The organism is Streptosporangium brasiliense (assembly GCF_030811595.1).
GTDB classification, from domain to species: domain Bacteria; phylum Actinomycetota; class Actinomycetes; order Streptosporangiales; family Streptosporangiaceae; genus Streptosporangium; species Streptosporangium brasiliense.
In genome coordinates this window covers 1-21044 of the sequence record NZ_JAUSRB010000004.1, presented here as the reverse complement: position 1 = coordinate 21044, position 21044 = coordinate 1, and the positions used below count along the sequence as shown (strand labels likewise).

The following is a 21044-nucleotide window of genomic DNA, read 5'->3' as shown; positions in this document are numbered from 1 at the left end:
ACAGGCGCTTTACCTGCGCTTTTAGGATACTAGGCGCACAACTGGAAGTTGTCAATCAGAATCTTTCGGTGGTCTAACAGCTTCCCTGCACAGTCCTATTGTCGCAGTTCAGAGCCTGTTTTGGACTGTGCGAAGCAGGGCGGTTTTAGGCGATCCGAGCGGCCTTCGGCGCACCAATCATGCCTTTTTTGCGCCATCTGCCGTGCTGAATGTGCCATCAGAGGCACGTCGCTGAGCTGGGAGGTTGTACACCGAGACGGGGTGATCGCTACGGTGGCCCGAATCCACCAAGAACGCGCACCACGGAAGGTCCCCACGATGTCTGCTGCCGCACTGCCCCGAGCAGTCCCGCGGATCCTGCTAGCGATCACGCCGCCGGCGATGCTCATTGCTGCCAGCACCAACTACGACTCCCTGCTGCAGCTCGGCCGCGCAATCCACCTCGGCGCCTTGGACTGGACGCTGCCGATCACCGTCATCGGCTACGAGTTCGCGTCCACCGCCGTCTACTTCCTCACCCCCCGGGGGCACCGCACCCTGAAGCGGTCGGCAGCATTCGGCGCGATCTTCGGTCTGGTCCTGACCATCGGCCTGGCAGCACTGTGGCTGGCGATCGACGACGGCCTTCTTGCTGCCGACTTCTGGCTCCGGCTGGCTTTGAAGCCGATCCCCTCTCTCGTTGCTGCCGCCTTCGGCCACATGCTCGTGTTGGTCTGGTTCTCCCGGCAGCCGGCAGTAGTGGCAGCAGCCGAGGCCGACGAGGAGGCGCGGATCGCTGCCGAGCTGGCAGCAGAAGACGCGGCAGCAACGGCAGCAATGGCAGCAGCAGAAGCACACCGCAAGGAGCGGCAGCAGGCAGCAGAACAGTGGCGGCAGCAGCGGCAGCAGGAAAGCGCCGCGGCAGCACCGGCAGCAGAGCGACCGGAAGCAGTGGCCGCCGCGGCGGCGGTGCTGCCGCCCAAGGCGCCCGAGCGAGTGGCAGCACCTGCTGCCGTGCTGCCGATTGCTGCCGGCAGCGACAAGCCGGGCTTGGACCGGCAGCGGCAGCAGGAGAAGGCCGTGGCGGACGACGCGCGCTGGGACGCGTTCCTTGCCGATCTTGCTGCCGAGGGTGGTCCGCTGCCGGTCCCTGCTGCCGACGTGCTGCCGGACGAGCCTCCGGTGCTGCCGCCGGCCCCGCCCCGCGACGTGCTGCCGCCGGTCATTGCTGCCGCTGGCGCCCGCGATCGAGTCGAAGCAGTGCTGCCGCCCAAGCCTCGGCAGCAGACCGTGCGGCAGCAGACTGCTGACGCCGAGCTGCCGCGCGTTGCCGATAAGCATGTGCGACAGGTGGCAGCAGTCTTGGAGGCGGCAGCAGCTGCCGGTGAAGATGCTGACGTGCTGACGGCTCGTGTGGTGGCAGCGCGGCTGCCGTACGAGCTCAAGGAGCGCACCGTGCGGGCGGCGCTGCAGGTGGCTCGGCACCAGATGTCTCAGAAGGAGCTGCTGCCGGTGTAAGACAGTGTCACCATGGCGGCCGAAGGCTCGTGCTTCCGGCCGCTTTTTGCTGCCCGGCCGACACGAACCCCTGCGTGTTGTGCTGATCGGCCAGCCACGCATAGAATGTATCGCGGTAGATTCCTCAAGGAAGGGACGAGAACAGATGGCTGAGACTAGGCCGGTCGGCCGGCGGAAGATCTACTTCGAGCGGCGGATCCACGCGGCCCGGCCCGACAAGAGAACGCGCCTGGCGGTGCTCAATTTCGCCGGCCACGACATCGTCGAGCTGCGGGACTTCGTGGAGGTCCCCAAGGAGGTCGGTGGCGCGACCGAGTGGAGAGCGAGTTCGGGGTACCTGCTGCCCATGGACTGCGTCATCGCGGTCCGTGAAGGCCTGCAGCAGATTGAGGCCGACTACGGACTGAAGAAGAAGGGGGCGTCAGAGGGTGCCTAAGATCTCCGTTCGCAAGGCGCAGCAGCCGGAGGACGGCGAGCTGATGATCGTCCAGTGCCGCGCCTGCCGGGCGTTCATGGGGTATGCGTACAAGGACATCAGGGCGTTCTGTTCCGACATCTGGTGTGCTTTTGCAAGGGAGTGGGTGTGGGACACCGACACCGAGAACACGGACCTGTTCACGTACATGGCCGACGCGCACAACATGGCGCCGGCGACCATCGCAGCTGCCGCGGAACTCCCGCGGCCCGACGTCCACGACCGCATCAAGACCGGCCGCGCGAGGGCGTTGCGGACCAAGATATAGACCGTCTGACCTGGTCGTAGGCCTACCGCATTACAACGCGGTAGGCCTTTTTTCTTACCCTCGAATATAGGACAAACGAGGGTTTATATGACGATTCAGGCGACCGAATACGCAGAGCTCACAAATGATGAGCTAGAAGACCTTTTCGACGAGGAAACCGAGGAAGAGCGCGCGGCGCGAGCGGCTACCGAGGTCGTCCTGGACGAGTTCACACAGGCCACGGTGGACGAGATCGTCGACAAGATGCTGGTCGTGGTCGACGAGCTGAGCGGCCACCCCCTGTATCGATACCAACGCCCGTTTTCAGCCCGAATCATAGAGTCTGTCATCATTAATGATGGCGCGACCCTGACCGCACTATTCAGCCGGCAGTCCGGCAAGTCGGAAACGGTCGCCAACACCATTGCCGCAATCATGATCATGTTTCCGGTGCTGGCACGGGTCTACCCCAACCTGCTCGGCGGCTTCGCCGAGGGCGTCTGGGTGGGGGCGTTCGCCCCGGTCGACGAACAAGCGGACACCCTTTTCGGACGCATCGTCTCGCGGCTGACGTCTGAGCGTGCGATCGAGCTCATGAACGACCCGGACATCATGGACGGGGTCAAGGCCAAGGGCCGCACGCTGACCTTGAACAGTGGCTCCCTGGTGCGCAGGCAAACCTGCCACCCGCGGGCGACGATCGAGGGCAGAACCTACCATTTGATCTTGATCGACGAGTGCCAGGGCGCCGACGACCGCATGGTGGACAAGTCGATCACGCCGATGGGTGCGAGCACCAACGCTACTCACATCTATACCGGTACCCCCACCTATACCAAGAACGTCTTCTACCGCACGATCCAGCAGAACAAGCGAGACCAGACCAAGCGCGGCGCCCGCCAAGACCACTTCGAGGCCGATTACCGGGCCGCGGCCAAAGAGAACCCCAAGTACCACATCCACTGCGAGAAGCAGAAGCTCAAGATGGGCGTGGACTCCGACGAGTTCAAACTGAGCTACCGCCTGGTTTGGCTGCTGGAGGCGGGCATGTTCACGACCTCCGAGCGGCTGGACGAGCTCGGGGACCGATCCATGCAGACCGTCAAGGCCTGGTACAAGTCACCAGTCGTGGTCGGCATCGACCCTGCGCGCAAGCAAGACTCGACCATCGTGACCGTGGTCTGGGTCGACTGGGACAACCCTGACGAATTCGGCTTCTTCGAGCACCGCGTCCTCAACTGGCTTGACCTCGGTGGAACCACTACATGGGAAGCCCAATACCACCGCATCGTAGAATTTTTGTCCGCCTATCACGTGCTGAGCGTCGGCGTGGACAGTGGCGGCGTCGGTGACGCGGTGGCCGAGCGACTGAAGATCCTTATGCCGCACGTAGAGGTCGTAGAGCTCGGTAGCCAGCGGCCCGACCAGTCCACGCGTTGGAAGCACCTCCAGGCCCTCATGGAGCGCGGCAAGGTGTCCTGGCCGGCGCATGCCAAGACCAAGAAGCTACGCACCTACCGCCGGTTCATTCAGGAGATGAGCGACCTGCAGCTGGTCTACACCGGCCCCTACATGCTGGCCGAGGCCCCCAACGAGGCCGGCGCCCACGACGACTACTGCGACAGTCTCGCGATGGCCTGCATTCTCACGATCGACCACCAGATGCCCGAGGCCGAGCAGAGCTCGTCTCCCTTCCACGGCCGGCGCTGAATTACAACCCGATCCCGCCCGGTTTCTACTCTGGTAAGTGGATCCCTTTAGAGAAAGCTTTCAAAATGGCTGACCCCACCCAGACTTCCCCCTTCGCCCCGGCCCCCCACTTCCCCGAGCGCATGACTCCGCGCTGGGAGGCCAAGTACGGACAGAACGATGTCCGCCGCGGCCCCCTGAGGTTCGAGGAGGGCTTGGGGACTGACAGCGACGTGCCCGACGGCTTCACCGAGGGCATCATGCAGGGCTACCGCACGAATCCCGGCCGCCCCAACCAGAACGCCAAGGTCGACACCAAGTGGCCGCACGAGACCCTGGCCGAGCGCGCCCACGCCGGTTCTGCCAGCTGGGTGGAGGCCCCCACCTTCCTCAGCGAGTTCTCCCACGGCTCCTACGGCGACCACGGCGTAATCGAGTTCGAGCAGGTGACCCGCTCCGGCGGCCATTACCTGCGCCAGAATCCCGCCAACATTAACCAGTAGCCCTTTCCAGGGCCGCCCCTCATAACTCCACATTACAATTCTCGGACGCACCCGCCATACGCTGAAAAGCGAAATGTCGGGTGCGTCCGCGTTGACGCGGTCTTAAGGAGGTGATGCCAGGATGAGCATCGCTTTCTATCCGCCCTCCACCCGCGCGGCCGGTTCTGATCTCGCTATCAGTATCTCGCCCCTCGGTCTTGTGGAGTTGGCGGACGAGTTACATCCGTAACTCGACGAATTTGAAGTTCATGGTTGAGCCCTCGGCTGAATCGCTACGCGATGAACTGGGCTTTCTACCTTGGCCATCACCACGCATACAGGCGTGAGCCTGGCGAGCCGCTCATGACGTTCAACTACGTCCGGCGGCTGACCGACTTCCAGATCAACTTCGCGTTCTCCCGCGGGGTGACCTTCCAGTCGGCGAAGCAGTACTCGCACATCGTGCCGGCGCTACTTAATCGCATCTGGGAGACGGACAACGACAAGCCCCAGGTGCTGCGCGAAATGGCGCAGCAGGGCGGCGTGTCCGGCGACTCATTTGTGAAGGTCGCCTACGATCCGGCGTACACCGATCCGGCCGGTAATCTCCACCCTGGCCGCGTTCGGATCCTTCCGTTGAACTCGGCATTCGTGTTCCCAGAATGGCACCCACATGATCGGGAACGTTTACTGAGGGTCAAGATCAAATACCGCTTCTGGTCGACTTCCCTAGAGGGGACCAGGCAGGTATTCCAGTACACGGAAATCGTGACGGATGACTGGATCGAAGAGTATGTAAATGACGATCTGATCGACCGCCGGCCGAATCCTCTTGGCGTAATCCCGATCGTCCACACGCCGAACATCTCGGTCTCCGGATCCCCGTGGGGGCTGTCTGACTGTCAGGACCTCATCGCCCTGAACAGGCAGTACAACGAGACGGCAACGGAGATCGCAGACATCATCTCGTACCACGCGGCCCCCGTAACGATCTTGCTCGGTGCCAAAGCGAGCAATCTCGAAAAGGGGCCACGCAAGGTATGGGGCGGCCTCCCGAAGGACGCGTCCGTCTTCAACCTTGAAAACGGCGTGGACCTGTCGGGGCCGCTGCAGTTCATGCAGCTCCTCAAGACGTCCATGCACGAGATGTCGGGAGTCCCGGAAACGTCGCTGGGCCAGGTCCAGCCGATTTCCAATACGTCGGGCGTCGCTTTGTCCATCCAGTGGCTACCGGCCACCAACAATCGCGACGCGAAGCTGGTCAATTTCACGCGGGGCCTGAAGAAAATAAACGAGCTCGCCCTGCGTACGTTGTTCATCTTCGAGCCCGAGACAATGCTCTACGATCCCGACACCGACGGCATCATTCAGGACGGTCAGCCGGTCATCATTGACCCCGCTGACCCGCTGGTTTATCGCACCGAGTGCGATTGGCCGGACGCTATGCCGACCGACAAGCTCATCAAGCTGAACGAGATTCAGGCGAAGATGGCGCTCGGTTTGGAGTCCAAGCGTGGCGCGCTCAAGGACTTGGGATGTGAGTTCCCAGACGAAAAGGCAGCCGAGATATTTGCTGAGATGGTCCTGGACGCCAAGGAACAAGGCGCACTCGACATTATCAATGCTCAGATCGGCGCTGCTATCGTCGAAGTGACGGGGATGAATCCTGACGGAACTCCCCTTGACAACTCAACCCCCGCAACTGGCAGCACTAACTCGAATCCTGCGGGTCCGGCGCCGAATCCAGGACCGATGGGCACTCAGCTCACGGGACTGGTCGGAGCACAGGAAAACCAACTCATTACCGAATTGGTGACACAGGCCTACGGCACGAAATTGCCGCAGCGCCGAAATCCGGACGCAGATAATTAGCAGGAGACGAGTTAGTGACCCGTACTATCAAGCCCGGTGAGATCATCGGCCACGGCAAGCGCGGCCCGATCTATCTCATCGCCGGTGGATCCGAGGAACACACTCCCACGCCGGCCGCCCCGGCCGCTCCGGTGCCCGGTGAGCAGTACTTCACCGCCGCCCAGGTCGAGCAGATCCGTGCGGAGGAGAAGGGGAAGCTCTACGGCAAGCTCACCAAGCAGGAAGAGCTGCTGAACGAGCTCCGCGGCAAGGTGGACACCTTCGCCGAGCGTGAGGCAGAAATCCAGCGCGCTGAGCAGGCGCGTCAGGCTGCAGAGGCCGAGGCCGCCCGTAAGGCGGCTGAGGAGGAGATGTCCGTACGGCAGCTCCTCCAGACAGAGCGTGCGGAGTGGAACTCCAAGTTCGCCGCTCTGGAAGCCGAGCGGCAGGCCGAGAAGGCCGCCCTGGAGAAGGAGCGAGAGTTCTCCGCCCTCCAGGCCTACGTACAGCGACGGGTCCGTGAGGAGCAGCAGGGCGAGACGATCGCCCCCGAGCTTCTGGACCTGGTCGACGGCTCCACCCCGGACGAGGTCGAGCGCCGCATTGCGGTGCTGCGCGAGAAGACCTCTTCGATCATCACGAACATGCAGGCCGCCGCCGGCTCGGTGGCCCCGCCTGCACCTCCCCGCGGTGTGTCCCCTGCCGGGTACGCCGCGACAGGGCCTATGGACATCGACTCGGTACAGAAAATGATCACCCCAGAAGAGCTCAGGCAGATGTCAATGGCTGATTACGCCAAGATCCGACACCAGCTGATCGGTCAGGCGGCGCAGCCGAATAGCAACCAGGGACTCTTCGGGTAAAGGACTGAGTAAACTCCTATGGCATTCAACGGCGGTTTTCCCACCACCTCCGCGATCACCGGTACGCCGAACCTCGCGACCAATGTTCCGGGCTCCATGTATGGCGCCGGCTCTGGCCTCGGCGCGGCCATTGCCACCATCTGGTCGAAAGAAATTTTGTTCAGCGCCATGCCGATACTCCGGTATGAACAATTCGCGGTAAAGCGCACGGAACTGGGCGTCCAGCCGGGCCTGACCATCAATTTCATGCGCTATAACAACCTCCCCGATGCGAAGCAACTCGTGGAAGGTGTCCGCATGGAGACCTACGCTCTCTCTGCGAGCCAGTTCTCAATCACGGTTGCGGAACATGGCATGGCTGTCGCCGTTTCCGAGATGCTTCTGAACGCCTCCTATGACGATATTCTCTCGTCGGCTTCCAGGCTCCTCGGGCGTAACATGGCCCTCTACTTGGATCGCTCAGCGAGAAACACATTGCTAAAGGGCAGTAGCGTGCTCTATGGCTACGACAAGCTCAAGCAGCCTGCCGGTGCCATCACCTCCCTCAGCCCCTATGACCTGGGCTCTCCGGCCGCCGGACGGTCCACTCTGACCGACCACTACTTCACCACTGCCCTGGTGAAGGATGGCGTCCAGACACTCGCGCAGAAGAACATCCCCCGACTTGGGGAGACCTACGTCTGTTTCGTTTCTCCGAGCCAGTCCAGGAAGCTTCGCGACGACCCTTCCTGGATCGAGATGACGAAATACGCGAGCCCCGGCAACTTCGCTCTCGGTGAAATTGGCCGAATCGACGACGTGGTTTTCATCGAGACCACTCAGGTTCGCCAGCTTTTCAAGACCGGAGAAGGTCCGGTGAACTGGAACACGGCCGACACCGCGGCCGATGTCGCAACCGGTAAGAGCGTTTACCAGGCGCAGATGATCGGAGACAACGCGTTCGGTCACGCCATTTCTCTGCCCGTCGAACTGAGGGATGGGGGCGTTCTTGATCATGGAAGGGAACACTCGATCGCTTGGTATAGCGTGTGGGGACTCGGGGTAATCACCGACAATGCAATCGTGACCCTAGAGACGAACTAATTCCTACGCCCCATAAGGCGTATCAGGGTGCCGGAGAAAAGAGCTAGTAAAGCCATTCTCCGGCACCCGGAACCCCATTCTTATTTAAATCTGGAGCCCAGAGCATGAGTGCTTCTTCCCGCAAGTCCCCCCGCGACGCCACCGGCCGCGCTGCTGTCGAGCTGGCCGAGCTGCACGCCGAAGAGATCGCCGCCAACGCCAGCCGCATCTCCACCATGACCCCGCCCACGGTCGTCGACTACGGCGACGACGAGCTGGAGCTGTCGGACACCGTCGAGGTTTCGGCGGCCACGAAGCGGCTGCGGGTCAACACCGACCTGGAGAACATCACCATCGGGCAGGGCACGGACTACACGTTCCTCCGCGGCCAGACCTACACCGTGCCGATCAACGTGTGGAACCGGCTCGAAGAGATCGGGTTCGTGTACCACTGATGGAAATCGTGATCGGGGCCGATTACCGGCTCACTGAGGATTTCGGCGTCGGCCCTGGCTCTCTGCCCGCCGGCGCGATCGTGAAGGCCACCGGCATCTACCCGCCCGGCACCCCCGGCATCGGGTGGGCCGAGGAGGACACCGTCCTGGCCAACTACTTCAACTCTGGCGGCGCGGTTCAGACCATCGCGCTCGTGGTGAGTGCGTTCGAGCAACTGTTTGTGGAGGCCTGATGGCTGGCAATCCGACGGCTACTGGTGCGCAGGCCCAGCTCGACTACGTCACCGGTCGAGCGCTCAAGTGGACCGCCCCCCAGGCCGTGTATCTCGCGCTGCTGACGTCGTCTGTCCCGGACAACGTCGGCCTGTCCTCGCTGCCTGAGGTGGCCACCCCCGGCTACGGCCGCCAGCCGATCACCTGGACGCCGGCCACGGCCTCGCGGCCGAGCACCTCGGGTAACGCGACGGTGGTTACGTTCGGCCCGGTGACGGCTGACATGGCGGCGCCGGTGACTCACTGCGCGCTCGTCACCGCTCAGGTCGGCAACACCGGCGAGGTTCTCTACACCTGGCAGTTGGACACGACCCAGCAGGCGGTCAACGGGCAGGCGCTGCAGATCGCCCAGAACAAGCTGACCGCCTCGCAGTCCTGAGGCTCCCCTGCTTGCTACCAGGGGATGGGAGAAGGCCCCCGCACCACCGCCCTGTGTAGGCGATCTCGTGCGGGGGCCTTCGCAGTGCCAACTCCCAGCGCTGGGAGTTACCCCTTGGCGATCGTCGCGATGATGCCGTAGATGATGAGCGCCAGGATTCCGATCCCGGGGATGATGCGAAACAGCATCCCCATGATCATGTTGCTGCGTTCGACGGCCGGCGCCAGCCGCTGCTCCATGGGGATCCGCTCGACCACGGGGTTTCCGTTGAGGTCGTAGAGGATTTCGCCGGTTTCGGGGTGGCGCACATATTGCCACTGCGGGTCCAGGGCGATTTCCAGCGCACGGGCCTGGACGTCGGCGTTCAAAGCTGATTCCACGACGGAGTGGAAGCTGTTGTCGCGCTGGTTGTAGGGGTCGCTGTAGCCCCCGTACTGCCCAAATCCGTTGTGGCCCATGGCGCGGATGGTACTGCCCAGGAACTCGAAATACCAGATTTACCGTGAGAAAACGGACACTTTTGTTATGGCTGTGATTGGCGATGTGCGTAAGAAGGTCCGATCGGCGCTGGGTGACCTGGGGGAGCGCTTCCGTGTGACCCTGCCCGGAGGCAAAGCGACCTACGAGATCGGCCGGCGCCGCGTCACGCAGCTTCTGGTGGACCTGGTGAGCGGATCCACGGTGACCGAGCTGACGCCGGCTGACTATGTGCTGGATCCGCTCGAAGGCACGATCACCTTCCCCGCGCCCATCCCCGCGGACGCGAGCATCCTGATTTCCGGCCTGGCATACAGCCTGTTCACCGACGCCGAGATGGACGCCTACATCACCACGGCCGTCGTCCAGCACACCCACGATGCCGAGACCTCAGAGCGCTACCGCGACACCAACGGCCACATCAGGTACAAGCGCGAGCCGATCACCCTGGCCAACCTCCCGATCGTGGAGGAAGAGCCGCTGGTCGTCCTGGCCACCATCGAGGCCCTGTGGGACATGGCGACCGACGCCGCCTCCGACACCGACGTGTGGACGGCCGAGGGAACGCACCTGGCGCGGTCCCAGCGCTACAGCCAGATCGTTTCCCACATCGGTCTGCTGCGCGAGCGCTACGCCACCTTGTGTCAGCAGCTCAACATCGGCATGGCCCGTATCCAGGTAACCACGCTGCGGCGCGTCAGCCGTACCACCGGCCGCCTGGTCCCCGTCTTCAGAGAGCGCGAGTACGACGAGTCCGGGCCGGAGTCCTACCCCAAGCGGTTGCTGCCGCCCATCGATGCTCCGAACGAGGACACCTCCGGCCTGCCCTCGCCGATCTGGGGGCCGTACTGATGATGGCCCGCCTGGACCGTAAGAAGGGGCGCTTCGATCCCGTCTACGAGTCGGACGAGATCGACGGGGCGCTGGAGGGCTATCAGACCGTCTACGGCCAGGAGATCACGTACTTCCGGTATGACCGGGCCGACTCGGAGACTCACGACGTCTACGGCGAGGCCGACGACGCCGGCCGGATCTACTTCGCGCCAGTCGCCGTACCGGTGCTCAGTGTGGTGCGCGAGGAAGGCCCAGCCGAGCAGGCGCCCGCGGGTCTGAGTTGGACTGACACCCTGCACCTGACCGCGTCGTTTTCGCACCTGACGAAAACCGGCCTGACTGAGCTGGATGTCAAGCATGGCTCCTACCTCAACGACAGGCTGGCCTATGACGGGCGGCTTTTCCGTGTCACGAAGGTCGCGGTCCTGGGCCAGCTCAAGACCCGGGACGTCGTGGTCGGTGTCGACGCTATCCAGCTGAAGAAGGAAGACATCGCCAACGACCCGCAGTTCGCCGCTTGGTGGACGGGGGATCTGGCGACCGCGCCGATTCAGGGCACCCCGTGGGAGCCCCTGCCGCCCGGGTCAGGTACCGCGGGGCCGCCCGGTCCCGCCGGCCCGAAGGGTGACACCGGCCCGGCTGGTCCGGTCGGTGCTACCGGCCCGCAGGGTCCGAAGGGTGACACAGGTCCCGTTGGGCCGACTGGTCCGCAGGGCGTTCAGGGAGCATCCGGGCCGACAGGTGCTCCGGGAGCCCCGGGCGCAGATGGCGCTACCGGGCCGGCGGGGCCGGCGGGGGAGACTGGTCCTCCGGGCATCCCTGGGTCTCCCGGCAGTACCGGTCCGGTTGGTGAGACAGGCCCCGCCGGACCCAAGGGCGACACCGGAGAGAGGGGACCGGCCGGCGCGGACGGCGCTCCTGGCGCGCAGGGGCCGAAGGGCGACCCCGGAGATCCGGCGAGCATCTCCGCCCATGAGTCGGCCGGCGACCCTCACCCGCAGTACCTGACACTCACCGAAGGAAACGCCGCCTACGCACCGATCGGCCATAGCCACCCGGGCGGCTCAGGCGGGGGGCCTGTTTTTCCGCTGAGCGGCTACGGTCTGCTCGCGGCCTCGGCCGACCCGATGGAGTACATGGGCAACAGCGGCGTGCTCAACAACACGTTGATGGGTGCCCGGGTGTGGATTCCGGCCGGAGTCGTGATCACCAAGTTGTGGGCGGCCGTACGCAACGGAGGCACCTACGCCACCAGCGCGACCCCCAACGTGCTCGGGCTCTACACCGACGCAGGCGCGCTCGTCTCCTCGCTGCCGAACGACCCCACCCTGTGGACCGCGGCAGGGTGGCGTGGTGGGGCGTTGCCGGCTCCGATCGCGGCCGAGGCCGGCGGGCGCTTCGTCTACATCATCGCCCTCGCCGGCGGGATGACGGGGCTGACCATTCCGTATCCCGCGGCGGCGAACGACGCCAACGGGGTGTGGTTCGCGATTCCCGCAACGGGTCCGGCGCACCGTCGCGGGTTTTATCAATCTGGGCAGGCGGCGCTTCCGGCGTCTTTCGACCCGACGGCAATCGGTGTCCCCTCGCCATTCATGCCGCTCGTCGGAGTGAGCTGACGACCAACTGGTTTTACCATTTGAAAGCGGCTCCGCCCTACCCTGAAATGTGACGATTGATTCCTTTCAGGTTTAGGTGATCCGATGCCGTGGATTTTGAATGAGGACGCCGCCATCAAGGCGAAGCTGTCCGGCATTCAGGCGTCCTCGGCTGCAGGTCCGGCGACTGTTCCGGCGCGTTTCACAACCCCTGAGCCGGAAAACACGTCAATGACATATCCCGTCATTGTTCTTACGCGCACCGCTGTGACTAGGGCGTCGGATCGAGAGCGCCGCGGGTTCACCGATTTCCGCTACATCCAAGAGGGCCGGCCCATGCCCGGTCCGGATGACCGGTGGGGCTACTACGGCGACCGGCCCATCCCTTACAACATCGACTACCAGGTCAGCGTACTTACGCGGCTGCAGGCGCAGCAGAGCGAGCTCATGGCACGCCTGGCCCGCGGAGACCTGCTCCCCGAGCGCGGCGGCTACATCCACATCGAGCCCATGGGCGTCATCGCCAGCCTGGATTTGCTGGGCGGCCCTGAGCTTTCTTCCCAGGTCGACTCTCACGGAAAGCGCCTGTTCTCCGTCAACTACGTCGTACGGGTGTTCACCGAATTCTCGCCGTATGAGGTCAAGCGCTTCGAGGCGGTCGAGAAGGTCACCGGGAAAATCAACGATTTCGATTACCAGTCCGACCGTGACGGGGCCGTCGTCGGGTCCTTCACCGCACCTGAAGTCTAGGAGTTTTTCTTGGCAACCTACTTGACGCCCGGAGTTTACGTCGAAGAGAATCTGGCGCCCGCGAATCGTGGCGACGGATCTGCTTCGCGTGCGATCGGCGCATTCGTGGGCCTGGCTCCCAAGGGGCCGACCATCCCGACCCGGGTTCGGTCCTGGGCGCAGTACGTCAACCTGTTCGGCGGCTTTTCCGGCTCGAACGGGTCCTATCTGCCGTACGCGGTTTACACCTTTTTCTCCAACGGCGGCGGCTCGTGCTTCATCGTGCGTACGACCCGTTCTGACGCCGTGGCGGCCAAGGCAGATCTGATGGACTCGACCACGGGCACCCCGCTGGCCGGTTTCCAGGTGACCGCCCTGGCCGAGGGATCGTGGTCCAACACCACGAGCGTGCGGATCCTCCCGACCGGCGCGACGCGGGGCCGGTTCGATCTGCAGGTGATCGACGACGGCCGGGTAGCCGAGCGGTTCGGCGACATGTCGAGCGACCCCAACGACCCGCGTTACGTCATCTCCATCGTCAACTCGCCGTACGCGGGATCGCTGCTGGTGAAGCTGACCAACAAGAAGATCACCGAAGCCTACGTCTACGACGAGGTCAAGGACATCATCCCGGCTCAGTCGGTCACCCTGACCGGCGGCGCCGACGGCACCGGCCCGTATGACTATGTGGAGAACACCAAGCTGCTGGCCGACGTGCCGGGCGCGACGTTCGATCTCAATCTGCCGGCGATCTCTGACCCCAACATCATCAACCCGATCGTCGACTGGGCCTCCAAGAACGGCCGCGTGTTCGTGGTCATCGACGGCCCACGGGCGGCCGAGGGCGCGACCAGTGCGCAGGTGATGCAGGGCTACCAGGCGCTGGTGGAGGGTCCGACCTCGCTGCTGGCCAACTCCTACGCGGGTGTGTACGGGCCGTGGCTGATGTGCTCGGATCCCGCGAGCTCGATGTTCGGTGCGGTGCGGCTGCTTCCCCCGGGCGGCGCGGTGATCGGCCAGATGGCCAAGACCGATGTTTTCCGGCACGTGGCCAAGGCGCCGGCCGGCATCGAGACGGTTCTGGCCAACGTCCTCTCCGCGGAGGCGCGCTTCACTGAGCCCGAGCTGGACATCCTGGGCGACGCGCACATCAACGTCATTCGGATGATCCCCGGCTACGGCCACTGCATTTTCGGCTCAAGGACGCTGAAGCGGGAGCTTCCGGACAAGTACGTTCCCGTCCGCCGGTTCCTCATCTACCTGCGCAAGTCCCTGTCCGACCAGTCGCGGTGGGCGGTGTTCGAGCCGAACGGCCCCGATCTGTGGGACCGGCTGCGGCTGTCGATCACTCACTACCTGTCGATGCTGCGCAAGGCCGGAATGCTCCAGGGCAAGTCGGATTCCGAGGCCTTCTTCGTCCGCTGTGACGGCGACAACAACCCGCAGAGCGAAATCAACGCAGGCCGGGTGAACGTCGATATCGGGGTTGCCCTGAGGTATCCGGCCGAATTTGTGGTCATCAAAATCGGGCAATTCGACGGTGGCACTGACACCAACGAGGAAGCCATTTTCTAAACCCCCGGAGGTAGGTTCCCCCTATGGCTACTCAGGCCACCCGACTGAAGGAAGACCCGCTGCGGTCTTTCCGATTCAAGGTCGTTTTCGGCGGCGCCGGTACAGGCGACCGCTATAAGTTTGGCCAGGCCGGCTTCATGAACGTCTCCGGCCTTTCCATGACCACGGAGGTAATTCCGTACCGCGAGGGCGGGATGAACACGACCACGCGGAAAATGCCTGGTCAGAGCGATTTCTCTCCGGTGTCGATGTCGCGCGGCCTCATGGTCGGCGAGCCGGCGATGATGCTTTGGATGAATGACCTGTTCGACGCCCTTCAGGGTTCTGCCGGGTCGAAGATTCCGGATTTCCGGATGAACATCGACATTTATCTTCTGGCTCACCCGTGGCCTGGTCCCGACCCGATCGCGCTTGCCGGTTGGCGTCTTCTGAATGCATGGCCCACGTCGGTTGCGTTCAGTGATCTTGACGCCGGCGCCAACAGTATTTCGATCAACCAGATGTCGCTGGCCCACGAGGGTTGGTACTTCAAGCTCAACCCGGACATCTCTGGTACCGGCGTCGTTCTCTAAACGCAATTTGGACCGTTCCAAACCGGTCGCTCAGGCGGCCGGGACAACCCCGACAAGGACACCCCCATGGACAACCAGATCATCCACGACCCGATCGTCCCGGCCGCTCCGGTACTGCCCCGCAACGACCCCGCAGGCTTCCCCAGCCTGCCCCCGCTCCCGCAGCCCGCGGTGTTCGACCCGATGGCCCCCGCGCCGTACGACCCCATGGCGGACGCCCAGCACCCGGCCGAAAACCCCGGCGTCGTCTCCGACGTCGCGGCGGTGATGTCCTCCTCCATCAACCACACCACCATCGGGGCGCCGGCCCCCGACACCATCACCCTGCCCGTCCCCGTCGTCTTCAACGGCGTCCTGGTGCGAACGGGCCGCGTGCGCGAGCTCACCGGATACGACGAGGAGGAGCTGGCCCGCGCCGCCAACTCCGGGATCCCCGAGCGAATGCCCGAGACCCTGCTGCAGCGCGGCGTAGTCGCTCTCGGCGACACCAAGCCCTCGCCGGCGGACCTGGAGAACTTGCCCGTCGGTGTGCGGGACGCGCTGCTGCTGGCCATCCGCACGGCCACCTACGGCTCCGAAATCCACTTCGAGAAGCTGCGCTGCCAGCGCTGCAGCAAGGACTTCGAGCTCCGCTACGACCTGGACGACGTCCCCACCACCAGCCTTGACGAGACGGTCCCCGCGGTGGTTTCCGTTGCACTGCGCAGGGGCGGCCGAGCCCAGGCCCGTTTCGCCACCGGCGCCGACACCAAGGCCATCCTCGCGGCCATCCGCGACCGCCAGATCAACCGCGCCGAGCAGGACACGATCCTGCTGGCCCGGACCCTCACCTCTCTGACCGACGCCCACGGCGCGGGGATCCGACTGCCCAATGGGGAGGCGCTCGACATCGCGCGCTCAATGTCGATGCCCGACCGCTCGGCCATCCTGCGCGCCCTGGAAGACCAGCGGCCCGGCCCCCGCCAGGAAGACGCCACGGTCACCTGCCCGGAGTGCGAGCAGGAGACGGAGGTACCGCTGTCTCTCGACGTGCTGTTTCGCGATTGATCGAGACCTGCTGTTCGACGCCTACGAGCTGATCATTTTGAGCTTCACCGGATGGACTCTCGCCGACGCCCGCGCCCTGACGGCTGCCGAACGCAGGTTCTTCCTGCACCGCGCCTCTGAACGCGCCCAACGAAGGAGTCTGGCCACCCTGTGAGCACCAACCCGCCCGACGGGCAGTCACCCATGCTCGGTCTCAAGCCGCTGCAGGACGCCACCGAGAAATTCGCCCACGCGACCTCCCTCATCTCCGGCGACCACAAGAAGTTGGTGACCGAGCTCGGCCAGCTGACCAAGGCGCTCAATGGCCTGTCGGCCGCGCTGGGCAACTCCGGCGGCGTCCGGGCGGGTAACGGCAGCGGTCCGGCCGGGTCGGTCTGGGCCAAGCTCAACAACATGGTGGCCGGCTCCGGCCTGCCTGGGACAAACCAGCACGGCCCCCAGCAGGCCGGCGGCCAGACCCCGCGGGGCGGAGCTCGCACCCCGACCGGCGGACACTCCTACGGCACCAACGGCGGCGGATCAACCTTCGGCGGCATGGCCGCCGGCGCGGCGCCGGCTGGCGGCCACGGACCGGGCTACTTCGCGCGCACCATGGCCGCGGTGTCCGGCACCACCCCCAAGTCCTGGGGCACCCAGTACAACCGGATGGAAGCCGGCCTCAACACGCTGCGCTGGGGCGCCGGCATCGCCGCACAGCGCGGTGTCGATCAGATGGACGCTCAGGTCGGCATCGGCGCCCACAACAACCTGCTCAACACCTACGGCTCCCACACCCAAAGCCAGGTCGACCGAAACGGCGTCCTAAGCAGCGTGCTCGGCGCCTCGCGCACCACCCCCGCAACCTACGGCGGCATCGGGATCAACGCCCAGGCGTCGGTACAGAACGCCCAGGATGCGATGGGCGGCTGGAGCGTGGCCGCGGCCTACTCCGGCGGGATGAACAGCAACTCCGGGCAAAAGCGCTACGACGCGCTGAAGAACGCCGCCGCGGGCCTGGGCTACGCCAACGTCGGCATGGGCTGGTCCAAGAGCACGCAGCTGGTCGGCAACATGATGAAGCCCTCCAACAGGCTCAACATGATGCTGATGGGCCTGCCAGACCCGGTGGCCTCCGACGGCTCCTACAAGGGCAATGCGGCGTTCTACTCCGCCTTCCTCAAGCGCATCTACCAGGGCCGCAAAGCCGTTCCCGAGAACGTTTTCTCTGACGACTTCCGCGAAGGCGGCGTCGGCCTGGAAAACCTGCGGATGATCGTCGGTGAGGAAGGCGCGCAGGCCATGCTGCCCTACCTGGCCGGCTACAACCGCGCCACGGCCCAGGGTAAGGACACCAAGGACTTCGACGAGGTCCAGTCCAAGTCGAACCTGGCCGGCGACAAGTACGACAAATTCCGCAAGATCAATGACACCAAGTACGGCATCAAGGACCAGTTCTCCAAGGTCCAGGAGCGGGCCAACGCCAAGTCGCGCGCCTCGGAGCTGACCGGCAACGAAGAGTACATGGACGCCCTGGATACCTCCTCCAGCGCCATGCACACCTTCTCCGAGGCGGTCGCCGCCTTCGTCAACGCGCCGATCATCGGCGACATCAAGAACTTCTTCAAGGGCATGGCCGCCGGGTTCTCCGGCGCCGGCGACATGCCCCAGCAGATGATGATCAACGGCCAGTCGTACATGCTCTCCCAGGGTGACGCTCCGGCCGGCGGCGCCTCGGCTCCGGTGCTGTCCGGTGGCCTTCCCCCGGGTGGCGGGGCCGGCAGCAGCGACATTGAGGCCCAGCAAAAGCGGCTGGCCAGCCTGGCCACCAGCTACGCCACCGGCAGCCGCAAGTACAAGTACTCGATGCGGTACCGCGACGAGGACGGTTATTTCGACTGCTCCAGTTTCGTGTCCCGGGTGTATTCGCAGCTGGGCTACAAGGTCGGTCCGATCACGACCAACATGTGGTCCCAGGGTGAGCACGTCGACTGGGACGATCTGCAGCCCGGCGACATCCTGCTGTGGGCGCGCGGCAAGCCCGGGGCGGCCTCCGGTGCGGCCGAGCACACCGAGATGTACATCGGCAACGGCAAAACCGTCGGCACGAGCTCGCAGGGCAAGAACGGCAACACCATCCAGATCCAGCAGTTCCGCCGCGGAGACTGGGACGACGCGCGGCGCATCGTCGGCTCCGGATCAAAGCGGGGTAAGGCGACCAAGGAGACCAGCCCAGACGGCGGGGGAGGCGACGTCGCCACCGCGGCCACGGACTCCGCGGACTCCGCGGACTCCTCCGGCTCCACCGCGAGCACCGCCGGCTACAGCGGCGGCGGGGGAGGCGGTGGCGGCGGTTCGATGGGGCTCGGCTCGCCCAACGCCGCGGCCTACTCCACCAGCGAACTGTCGGCACTGGCGGGCATCCTGGCCGGCGGCGGCGGCGGGGGTGGTGGCGGTGGTGTGGTCAGCGGCGCGGCCGGCGACGCAGCCACCTCAGAGGAGGAACTGCCGCAGGAGCTGCGCGGCACTCGCCAGGAGCCCAGCGGTAAGGACTCCGAGGTCTCCACGGCGCTGAGCTCCAAGGACAAAAAGCGGCTGGGAGGGTTGAAGGACGCCCCCGTCAACCCCGACCGTCACGCCAAGCGCCGCGGGGATCCCTCCCTGACCCGGGCGGGCAACAAGCTCGGCTTCGGCGGCGACCTGACGCTGAACTACGCCCCGGCCGGCCACCCGGCCGCCAACACCGGCCGAAACAAGGGCCTGGCCAAGCGGATGCTCAAGGCGCAGGGCTGGAGCGACAAGGAGTGGTCGCCGCTGGAGAAGCTCTGGACCAAGGAAAGCGGCTGGAGCGAGTGGGCTGACAACGACGGCTCCGACGCCTACGGCATCCCCCAAGCGCTGCCCGCCTGGAAGATGTCCAGCGCGGGGGAGGACTGGCGGGTCAACCCGGCCACCCAGATCAAGTGGGGCATGGGCTACATCAAGGACCGCTATGGCAGCCCGACCAAGGCCTGGGCGCACAGCGTGGCCAAGGGGTGGTACGACTCCGGCGCCTGGCAGGTGCCCGACGACCAGGAAGCCGTCGTCCACAAGGGCGAAATGATCATCCCGTCCGCCCAGGCCCAGACGATCCGTGACGCCCTGATCCAGCAGAACCTCGGCGGCGCGGTGACCGGCAACGGCGGCACGTCGTCGACCGGGGCGCCCGGCACGGGCGGGGTGACGCTCAACTTCGGCCCCGGATCCGTCGTGCTCACCTTCGGCGCCGGCACCTCCCCGGAGACCGGTAAGAGCGCCGCGTCGGCCTTCATCAAGGAACTGGAACGCAAGGAGCTGTATCAGCAGATCGCACGCGGAGGAGTAAAGACCATTGGCGCCCGTTAATCCCAACAGCAACGGCACGTTCGACCGACGGATCACCACCTACGGGTCCGTCGGCACTGTCGACTCCTACGGCCGCGGCGTCGCCGCCCGTGAGGTGGCGCCCGAGCGCGGCTACATCCGCACCGACCCCAAGGCGTTCGGAGCCGACGGCACCAAGCCGGCCTTGCGCTACCTGTACTTCCTGTATAACCCCGCGACGATCTCGACCAACTACGGCATGCAGTGGGACGCGCCGACCACTGCGCTGGCCGTGCGCACCGACTCCGGCCAGGCCGACCCGCTCACCCAGCTGCAGCAGGGCCTGGACTTCTCCCTGCTGTTCGACCGGACGTATGAGGTCATGGACGGCGACAACGAGGGCGCCTGGCGAGACGTGCGGGCAGCTTTGGCCATGACCGGAATCATGAATCGGGTCGGCGAGGAAGCCATGTACTCCTCAGGGTCGAATTTCGACACCGGGCCGATGTTGCCGATCCCCATGTATTTCCATTTCGGTAACCAGCGCAGCGGCCTGACCTACTACGGATACCTGACCAGCCTTTCGATCGAGTACACGCATTTCAGCAAAGACATGGTGCCCATCCGCGTGGGAATGCGGATGAGCGCGAACATGCTTCCCTCCATGAAGTCCAGTTCGCTGTACCAGCCGCCGCCGGTGCGCACGCTGGACGATTACCTGGGGTGGGACACCGGAAACGGTCAAGGCCCCGGCCCGTGGGCTGACGGGTATCAGTTCCCGTCCGACAAGGCCACCTGGGATCCGGCTGATTTCGACCTGGGAGACATTCCCAACCGATGGGTGCCCAACGGCAGCCCCTACCCGACGGTCTGGAGGTAGCGATGAGCCGCTACGACACCATGGCGCCCCAGATGACGACCTACCGGGGCAAGCTGACGCGGTGCATACCGCTGCGGCCCAACCCGGCGCGGGCCTTCTCCTTCACCTTCCACCAGGTGGACGAGGCCGGCGAGCGCGTCGACCTGATCGCCGCCAAGTACTGGGGAGATGCCCGGCTGTGGTCGGAGATCGCCGACGTCAACCCCGAAATCCTGTACTGGGGGACGTTGAAGCCCGGCACGGTCATCCGGGTGCAGTATGTCTGACCTGCGCGTTCACTATGAGGTGCGGTTCGCCGGCCGCAAACTGTCGCCGGCACCGTTCTCGGTCTCCTTCGAGCGGGCCGTCTCCCACAACACCGTGGCCACCGTGCGGGCGCTGTACCCCGAGGCGCTGCCGATGCGCTACCGGCCGCAGCTGCCGGCCGCCGGCACGCCGGTAGAGGTCCAGTGGGGGATCGCGCCGGCGCAGCTGCGGACCTGGTGGGGCTATGTCCACCACTCGCGGCCCGACCACGACCACCCCGAGGGGCCGGGCATGGAGGCCGTCTCCTACGTGCTGGCCGGCACCGGCCACGCGATGGAGACCCAGCGGACCAAGGACTGGCGCAAGATCACCGATAGCGGTATCGCGTTGAAAATCGCCGAGGACTACGGCCTGTCCGCGGTGGTCCACAAGACGACCCGCATACACCCCTACCTGCTGCAGCCTGGTGTCTCCGACCTGGACTGGTTGAGGTTG

22 protein-coding genes are annotated in these 21044 nt (G+C 64.9%); 21 read left to right on the top strand and 1 reads right to left on the bottom strand.

Translation table 11 applies throughout. From position 1 onward, the window contains the following. Positions 1–318 precede the first annotated feature (318 nt). The 11 genes from J2S55_RS47505 to J2S55_RS47455 all read left to right on the top strand — a co-directional run bounded on the left by J2S55_RS47505 (position 319) and on the right by J2S55_RS47455 (position 9273). Complete coding sequence (locus tag J2S55_RS47505) at positions 319–1497, top strand: hypothetical protein (protein ID WP_306876206.1); 1179 nt, start codon at positions 319–321, stop codon at positions 1495–1497. A 145-nt stretch (positions 1498–1642) separates the two neighbouring features. Next, entirely contained in the window at positions 1643–1933 is a 291-nt protein-coding gene (locus J2S55_RS47500; RefSeq protein ID WP_306876204.1) for a hypothetical protein, read from the top strand. After that, positions 1926–2240 (top strand): hypothetical protein, encoded by a 315-nt coding sequence (locus J2S55_RS47495; RefSeq protein ID WP_306876202.1) that lies wholly within the window; start codon positions 1926–1928, stop codon positions 2238–2240. Before J2S55_RS47500 ends, J2S55_RS47495 begins: the two co-directional genes overlap by 8 nt. Positions 2241–2327: 87 nt before the next feature. Continuing rightward, positions 2328–3929: a phage terminase large subunit family protein gene (locus J2S55_RS47490; protein WP_306876200.1), complete on the top strand. Its 1602-nt coding sequence runs from the start codon at positions 2328–2330 to the stop codon at positions 3927–3929. Positions 3930–3994: 65 nt separating this feature from the next. Beyond that, complete coding sequence (locus tag J2S55_RS47485) at positions 3995–4411, top strand: hypothetical protein (RefSeq protein ID WP_306876199.1); 417 nt, start codon at positions 3995–3997, stop codon at positions 4409–4411. Positions 4412–4753: 342 nt separating this feature from the next. After that, positions 4754–6262, top strand: a complete 1509-nt coding sequence (locus J2S55_RS47480) for a phage portal protein (protein ID WP_503167711.1) — start codon at positions 4754–4756, stop codon at positions 6260–6262. Between the two features lie 14 nt (positions 6263–6276). After that, entirely contained in the window at positions 6277–7104 is an 828-nt protein-coding gene (locus J2S55_RS47475; RefSeq protein WP_306876197.1) for a hypothetical protein, read from the top strand. Between the two features lie 18 nt (positions 7105–7122). After that, positions 7123–8187 (top strand): N4-gp56 family major capsid protein, encoded by a 1065-nt coding sequence (locus J2S55_RS47470; protein ID WP_306876196.1) that lies wholly within the window; start codon positions 7123–7125, stop codon positions 8185–8187. 104 nt (positions 8188–8291) lie between these two features. After that, complete coding sequence (locus J2S55_RS47465; protein ID WP_306876194.1) at positions 8292–8621, top strand: hypothetical protein; 330 nt, start codon at positions 8292–8294, stop codon at positions 8619–8621. Then, positions 8621–8854, top strand: coding sequence for a hypothetical protein (locus tag J2S55_RS47460; protein ID WP_306876193.1), 234 nt, complete (start codon positions 8621–8623; stop codon positions 8852–8854). The genes J2S55_RS47465 and J2S55_RS47460 overlap by 1 nt, the downstream gene beginning before the upstream one ends. Next, positions 8854–9273 (top strand): phage tail fiber protein, encoded by a 420-nt coding sequence (locus J2S55_RS47455; RefSeq protein WP_306876191.1) that lies wholly within the window; start codon positions 8854–8856, stop codon positions 9271–9273. Before J2S55_RS47460 ends, J2S55_RS47455 begins: the two co-directional genes overlap by 1 nt. A gap of 107 nt (positions 9274–9380) precedes the next feature. On the opposite strand, the gene J2S55_RS47450 is transcribed toward J2S55_RS47455, so the two are convergent. After that, a complete protein-coding gene (locus J2S55_RS47450) occupies positions 9381–9731 on the bottom strand; it encodes a hypothetical protein (protein WP_306876189.1) in 351 nt (116 codons plus the stop codon). A gap of 85 nt (positions 9732–9816) precedes the next feature. On the opposite strand from J2S55_RS47450, the gene J2S55_RS47445 reads away from it, so the two are divergent. From J2S55_RS47445 to J2S55_RS47400, 10 genes are all read left to right on the top strand, one after another. After that, positions 9817–10602 carry a hypothetical protein gene (locus J2S55_RS47445; RefSeq protein WP_306876188.1) on the top strand — a complete coding sequence of 262 codons (786 nt, stop codon included), beginning with the start codon at positions 9817–9819 and terminating at the stop codon, positions 10600–10602. Beyond that, positions 10602–12203 carry a collagen-like domain-containing protein gene (locus J2S55_RS47440; RefSeq protein ID WP_306876187.1) on the top strand — a complete coding sequence of 534 codons (1602 nt, stop codon included), beginning with the start codon at positions 10602–10604 and terminating at the stop codon, positions 12201–12203. The genes J2S55_RS47445 and J2S55_RS47440 overlap by 1 nt, the downstream gene beginning before the upstream one ends. 84 nt (positions 12204–12287) lie before the next feature. Continuing rightward, positions 12288–12932: a hypothetical protein gene (locus J2S55_RS47435; RefSeq protein ID WP_306876185.1), complete on the top strand. Its 645-nt coding sequence runs from the start codon at positions 12288–12290 to the stop codon at positions 12930–12932. A 9-nt stretch (positions 12933–12941) separates the two neighbouring features. Continuing rightward, on the top strand, positions 12942–14486 hold the full coding sequence (locus J2S55_RS47430; protein ID WP_306876183.1) for a phage tail sheath family protein: 1545 nt from the start codon (positions 12942–12944) through the stop codon (positions 14484–14486). A 23-nt stretch (positions 14487–14509) separates the two neighbouring features. Next, complete coding sequence (locus J2S55_RS47425; protein WP_306876181.1) at positions 14510–15058, top strand: phage tail protein; 549 nt, start codon at positions 14510–14512, stop codon at positions 15056–15058. A 66-nt stretch (positions 15059–15124) separates the two neighbouring features. Next, positions 15125–16105 carry a T4 family baseplate hub assembly chaperone gene (locus tag J2S55_RS47420; RefSeq protein WP_306876180.1) on the top strand — a complete coding sequence of 327 codons (981 nt, stop codon included), beginning with the start codon at positions 15125–15127 and terminating at the stop codon, positions 16103–16105. 150 nt (positions 16106–16255) lie between these two features. Then, positions 16256–19465: an aggregation-promoting factor C-terminal-like domain-containing protein gene (locus J2S55_RS47415; RefSeq protein ID WP_306876179.1), complete on the top strand. Its 3210-nt coding sequence runs from the start codon at positions 16256–16258 to the stop codon at positions 19463–19465. Next, positions 19452–20303: a CIS tube protein gene (locus J2S55_RS47410; protein WP_306876178.1), complete on the top strand. Its 852-nt coding sequence runs from the start codon at positions 19452–19454 to the stop codon at positions 20301–20303. The genes J2S55_RS47415 and J2S55_RS47410 overlap by 14 nt, the downstream gene beginning before the upstream one ends. 2 nt (positions 20304–20305) lie before the next feature. Further along, positions 20306–20569 carry a hypothetical protein gene (locus tag J2S55_RS47405; protein ID WP_306876176.1) on the top strand — a complete coding sequence of 88 codons (264 nt, stop codon included), beginning with the start codon at positions 20306–20308 and terminating at the stop codon, positions 20567–20569. After that, on the top strand, positions 20562–21044 hold a 483-nt coding region (locus J2S55_RS47400), incomplete at its 3' end, for a hypothetical protein (protein WP_306876174.1). The genes J2S55_RS47405 and J2S55_RS47400, both read left to right, overlap by 8 nt.

Bases quoted from the DNA above. Each gene is read 5' to 3' on its own strand.
- J2S55_RS47500 (WP_306876204.1), top strand. From the start codon at position 1,643: ATGGCTGAGACTAGGCCGGTCGGCCGGCGGAAGATCTACTTCGAGCGG.
- J2S55_RS47470 (WP_306876196.1), top strand. From the start codon at position 7,123: ATGGCATTCAACGGCGGTTTTCCCACCACCTCCGCGATCACCGGTACG.
- J2S55_RS47480 (WP_503167711.1), top strand. From the start codon at position 4,754: ATGACGTTCAACTACGTCCGGCGGCTGACCGACTTCCAGATCAACTTC.
- J2S55_RS47505 (WP_306876206.1), top strand. From the start codon at position 319: ATGTCTGCTGCCGCACTGCCCCGAGCAGTCCCGCGGATCCTGCTAGCG.
- J2S55_RS47420 (WP_306876180.1), top strand. From the start codon at position 15,125: ATGGACAACCAGATCATCCACGACCCGATCGTCCCGGCCGCTCCGGTA.
- J2S55_RS47440 (WP_306876187.1), top strand. From the start codon at position 10,602: ATGATGGCCCGCCTGGACCGTAAGAAGGGGCGCTTCGATCCCGTCTAC.
- J2S55_RS47455 (WP_306876191.1), top strand. From the start codon at position 8,854: ATGGCTGGCAATCCGACGGCTACTGGTGCGCAGGCCCAGCTCGACTAC.
- J2S55_RS47490 (WP_306876200.1), top strand. From the start codon at position 2,328: ATGACGATTCAGGCGACCGAATACGCAGAGCTCACAAATGATGAGCTA.
- J2S55_RS47465 (WP_306876194.1), top strand. From the start codon at position 8,292: ATGAGTGCTTCTTCCCGCAAGTCCCCCCGCGACGCCACCGGCCGCGCT.
- J2S55_RS47450 (WP_306876189.1), bottom strand. From the start codon at position 9,731: ATGGGCCACAACGGATTTGGGCAGTACGGGGGCTACAGCGACCCCTAC.
- J2S55_RS47425 (WP_306876181.1), top strand. From the start codon at position 14,510: ATGGCTACTCAGGCCACCCGACTGAAGGAAGACCCGCTGCGGTCTTTC.
- J2S55_RS47405 (WP_306876176.1), top strand. From the start codon at position 20,306: ATGAGCCGCTACGACACCATGGCGCCCCAGATGACGACCTACCGGGGC.
- J2S55_RS47485 (WP_306876199.1), top strand. From the start codon at position 3,995: ATGGCTGACCCCACCCAGACTTCCCCCTTCGCCCCGGCCCCCCACTTC.
- J2S55_RS47435 (WP_306876185.1), top strand. From the start codon at position 12,288: ATGCCGTGGATTTTGAATGAGGACGCCGCCATCAAGGCGAAGCTGTCC.
- J2S55_RS47460 (WP_306876193.1), top strand. From the start codon at position 8,621: ATGGAAATCGTGATCGGGGCCGATTACCGGCTCACTGAGGATTTCGGC.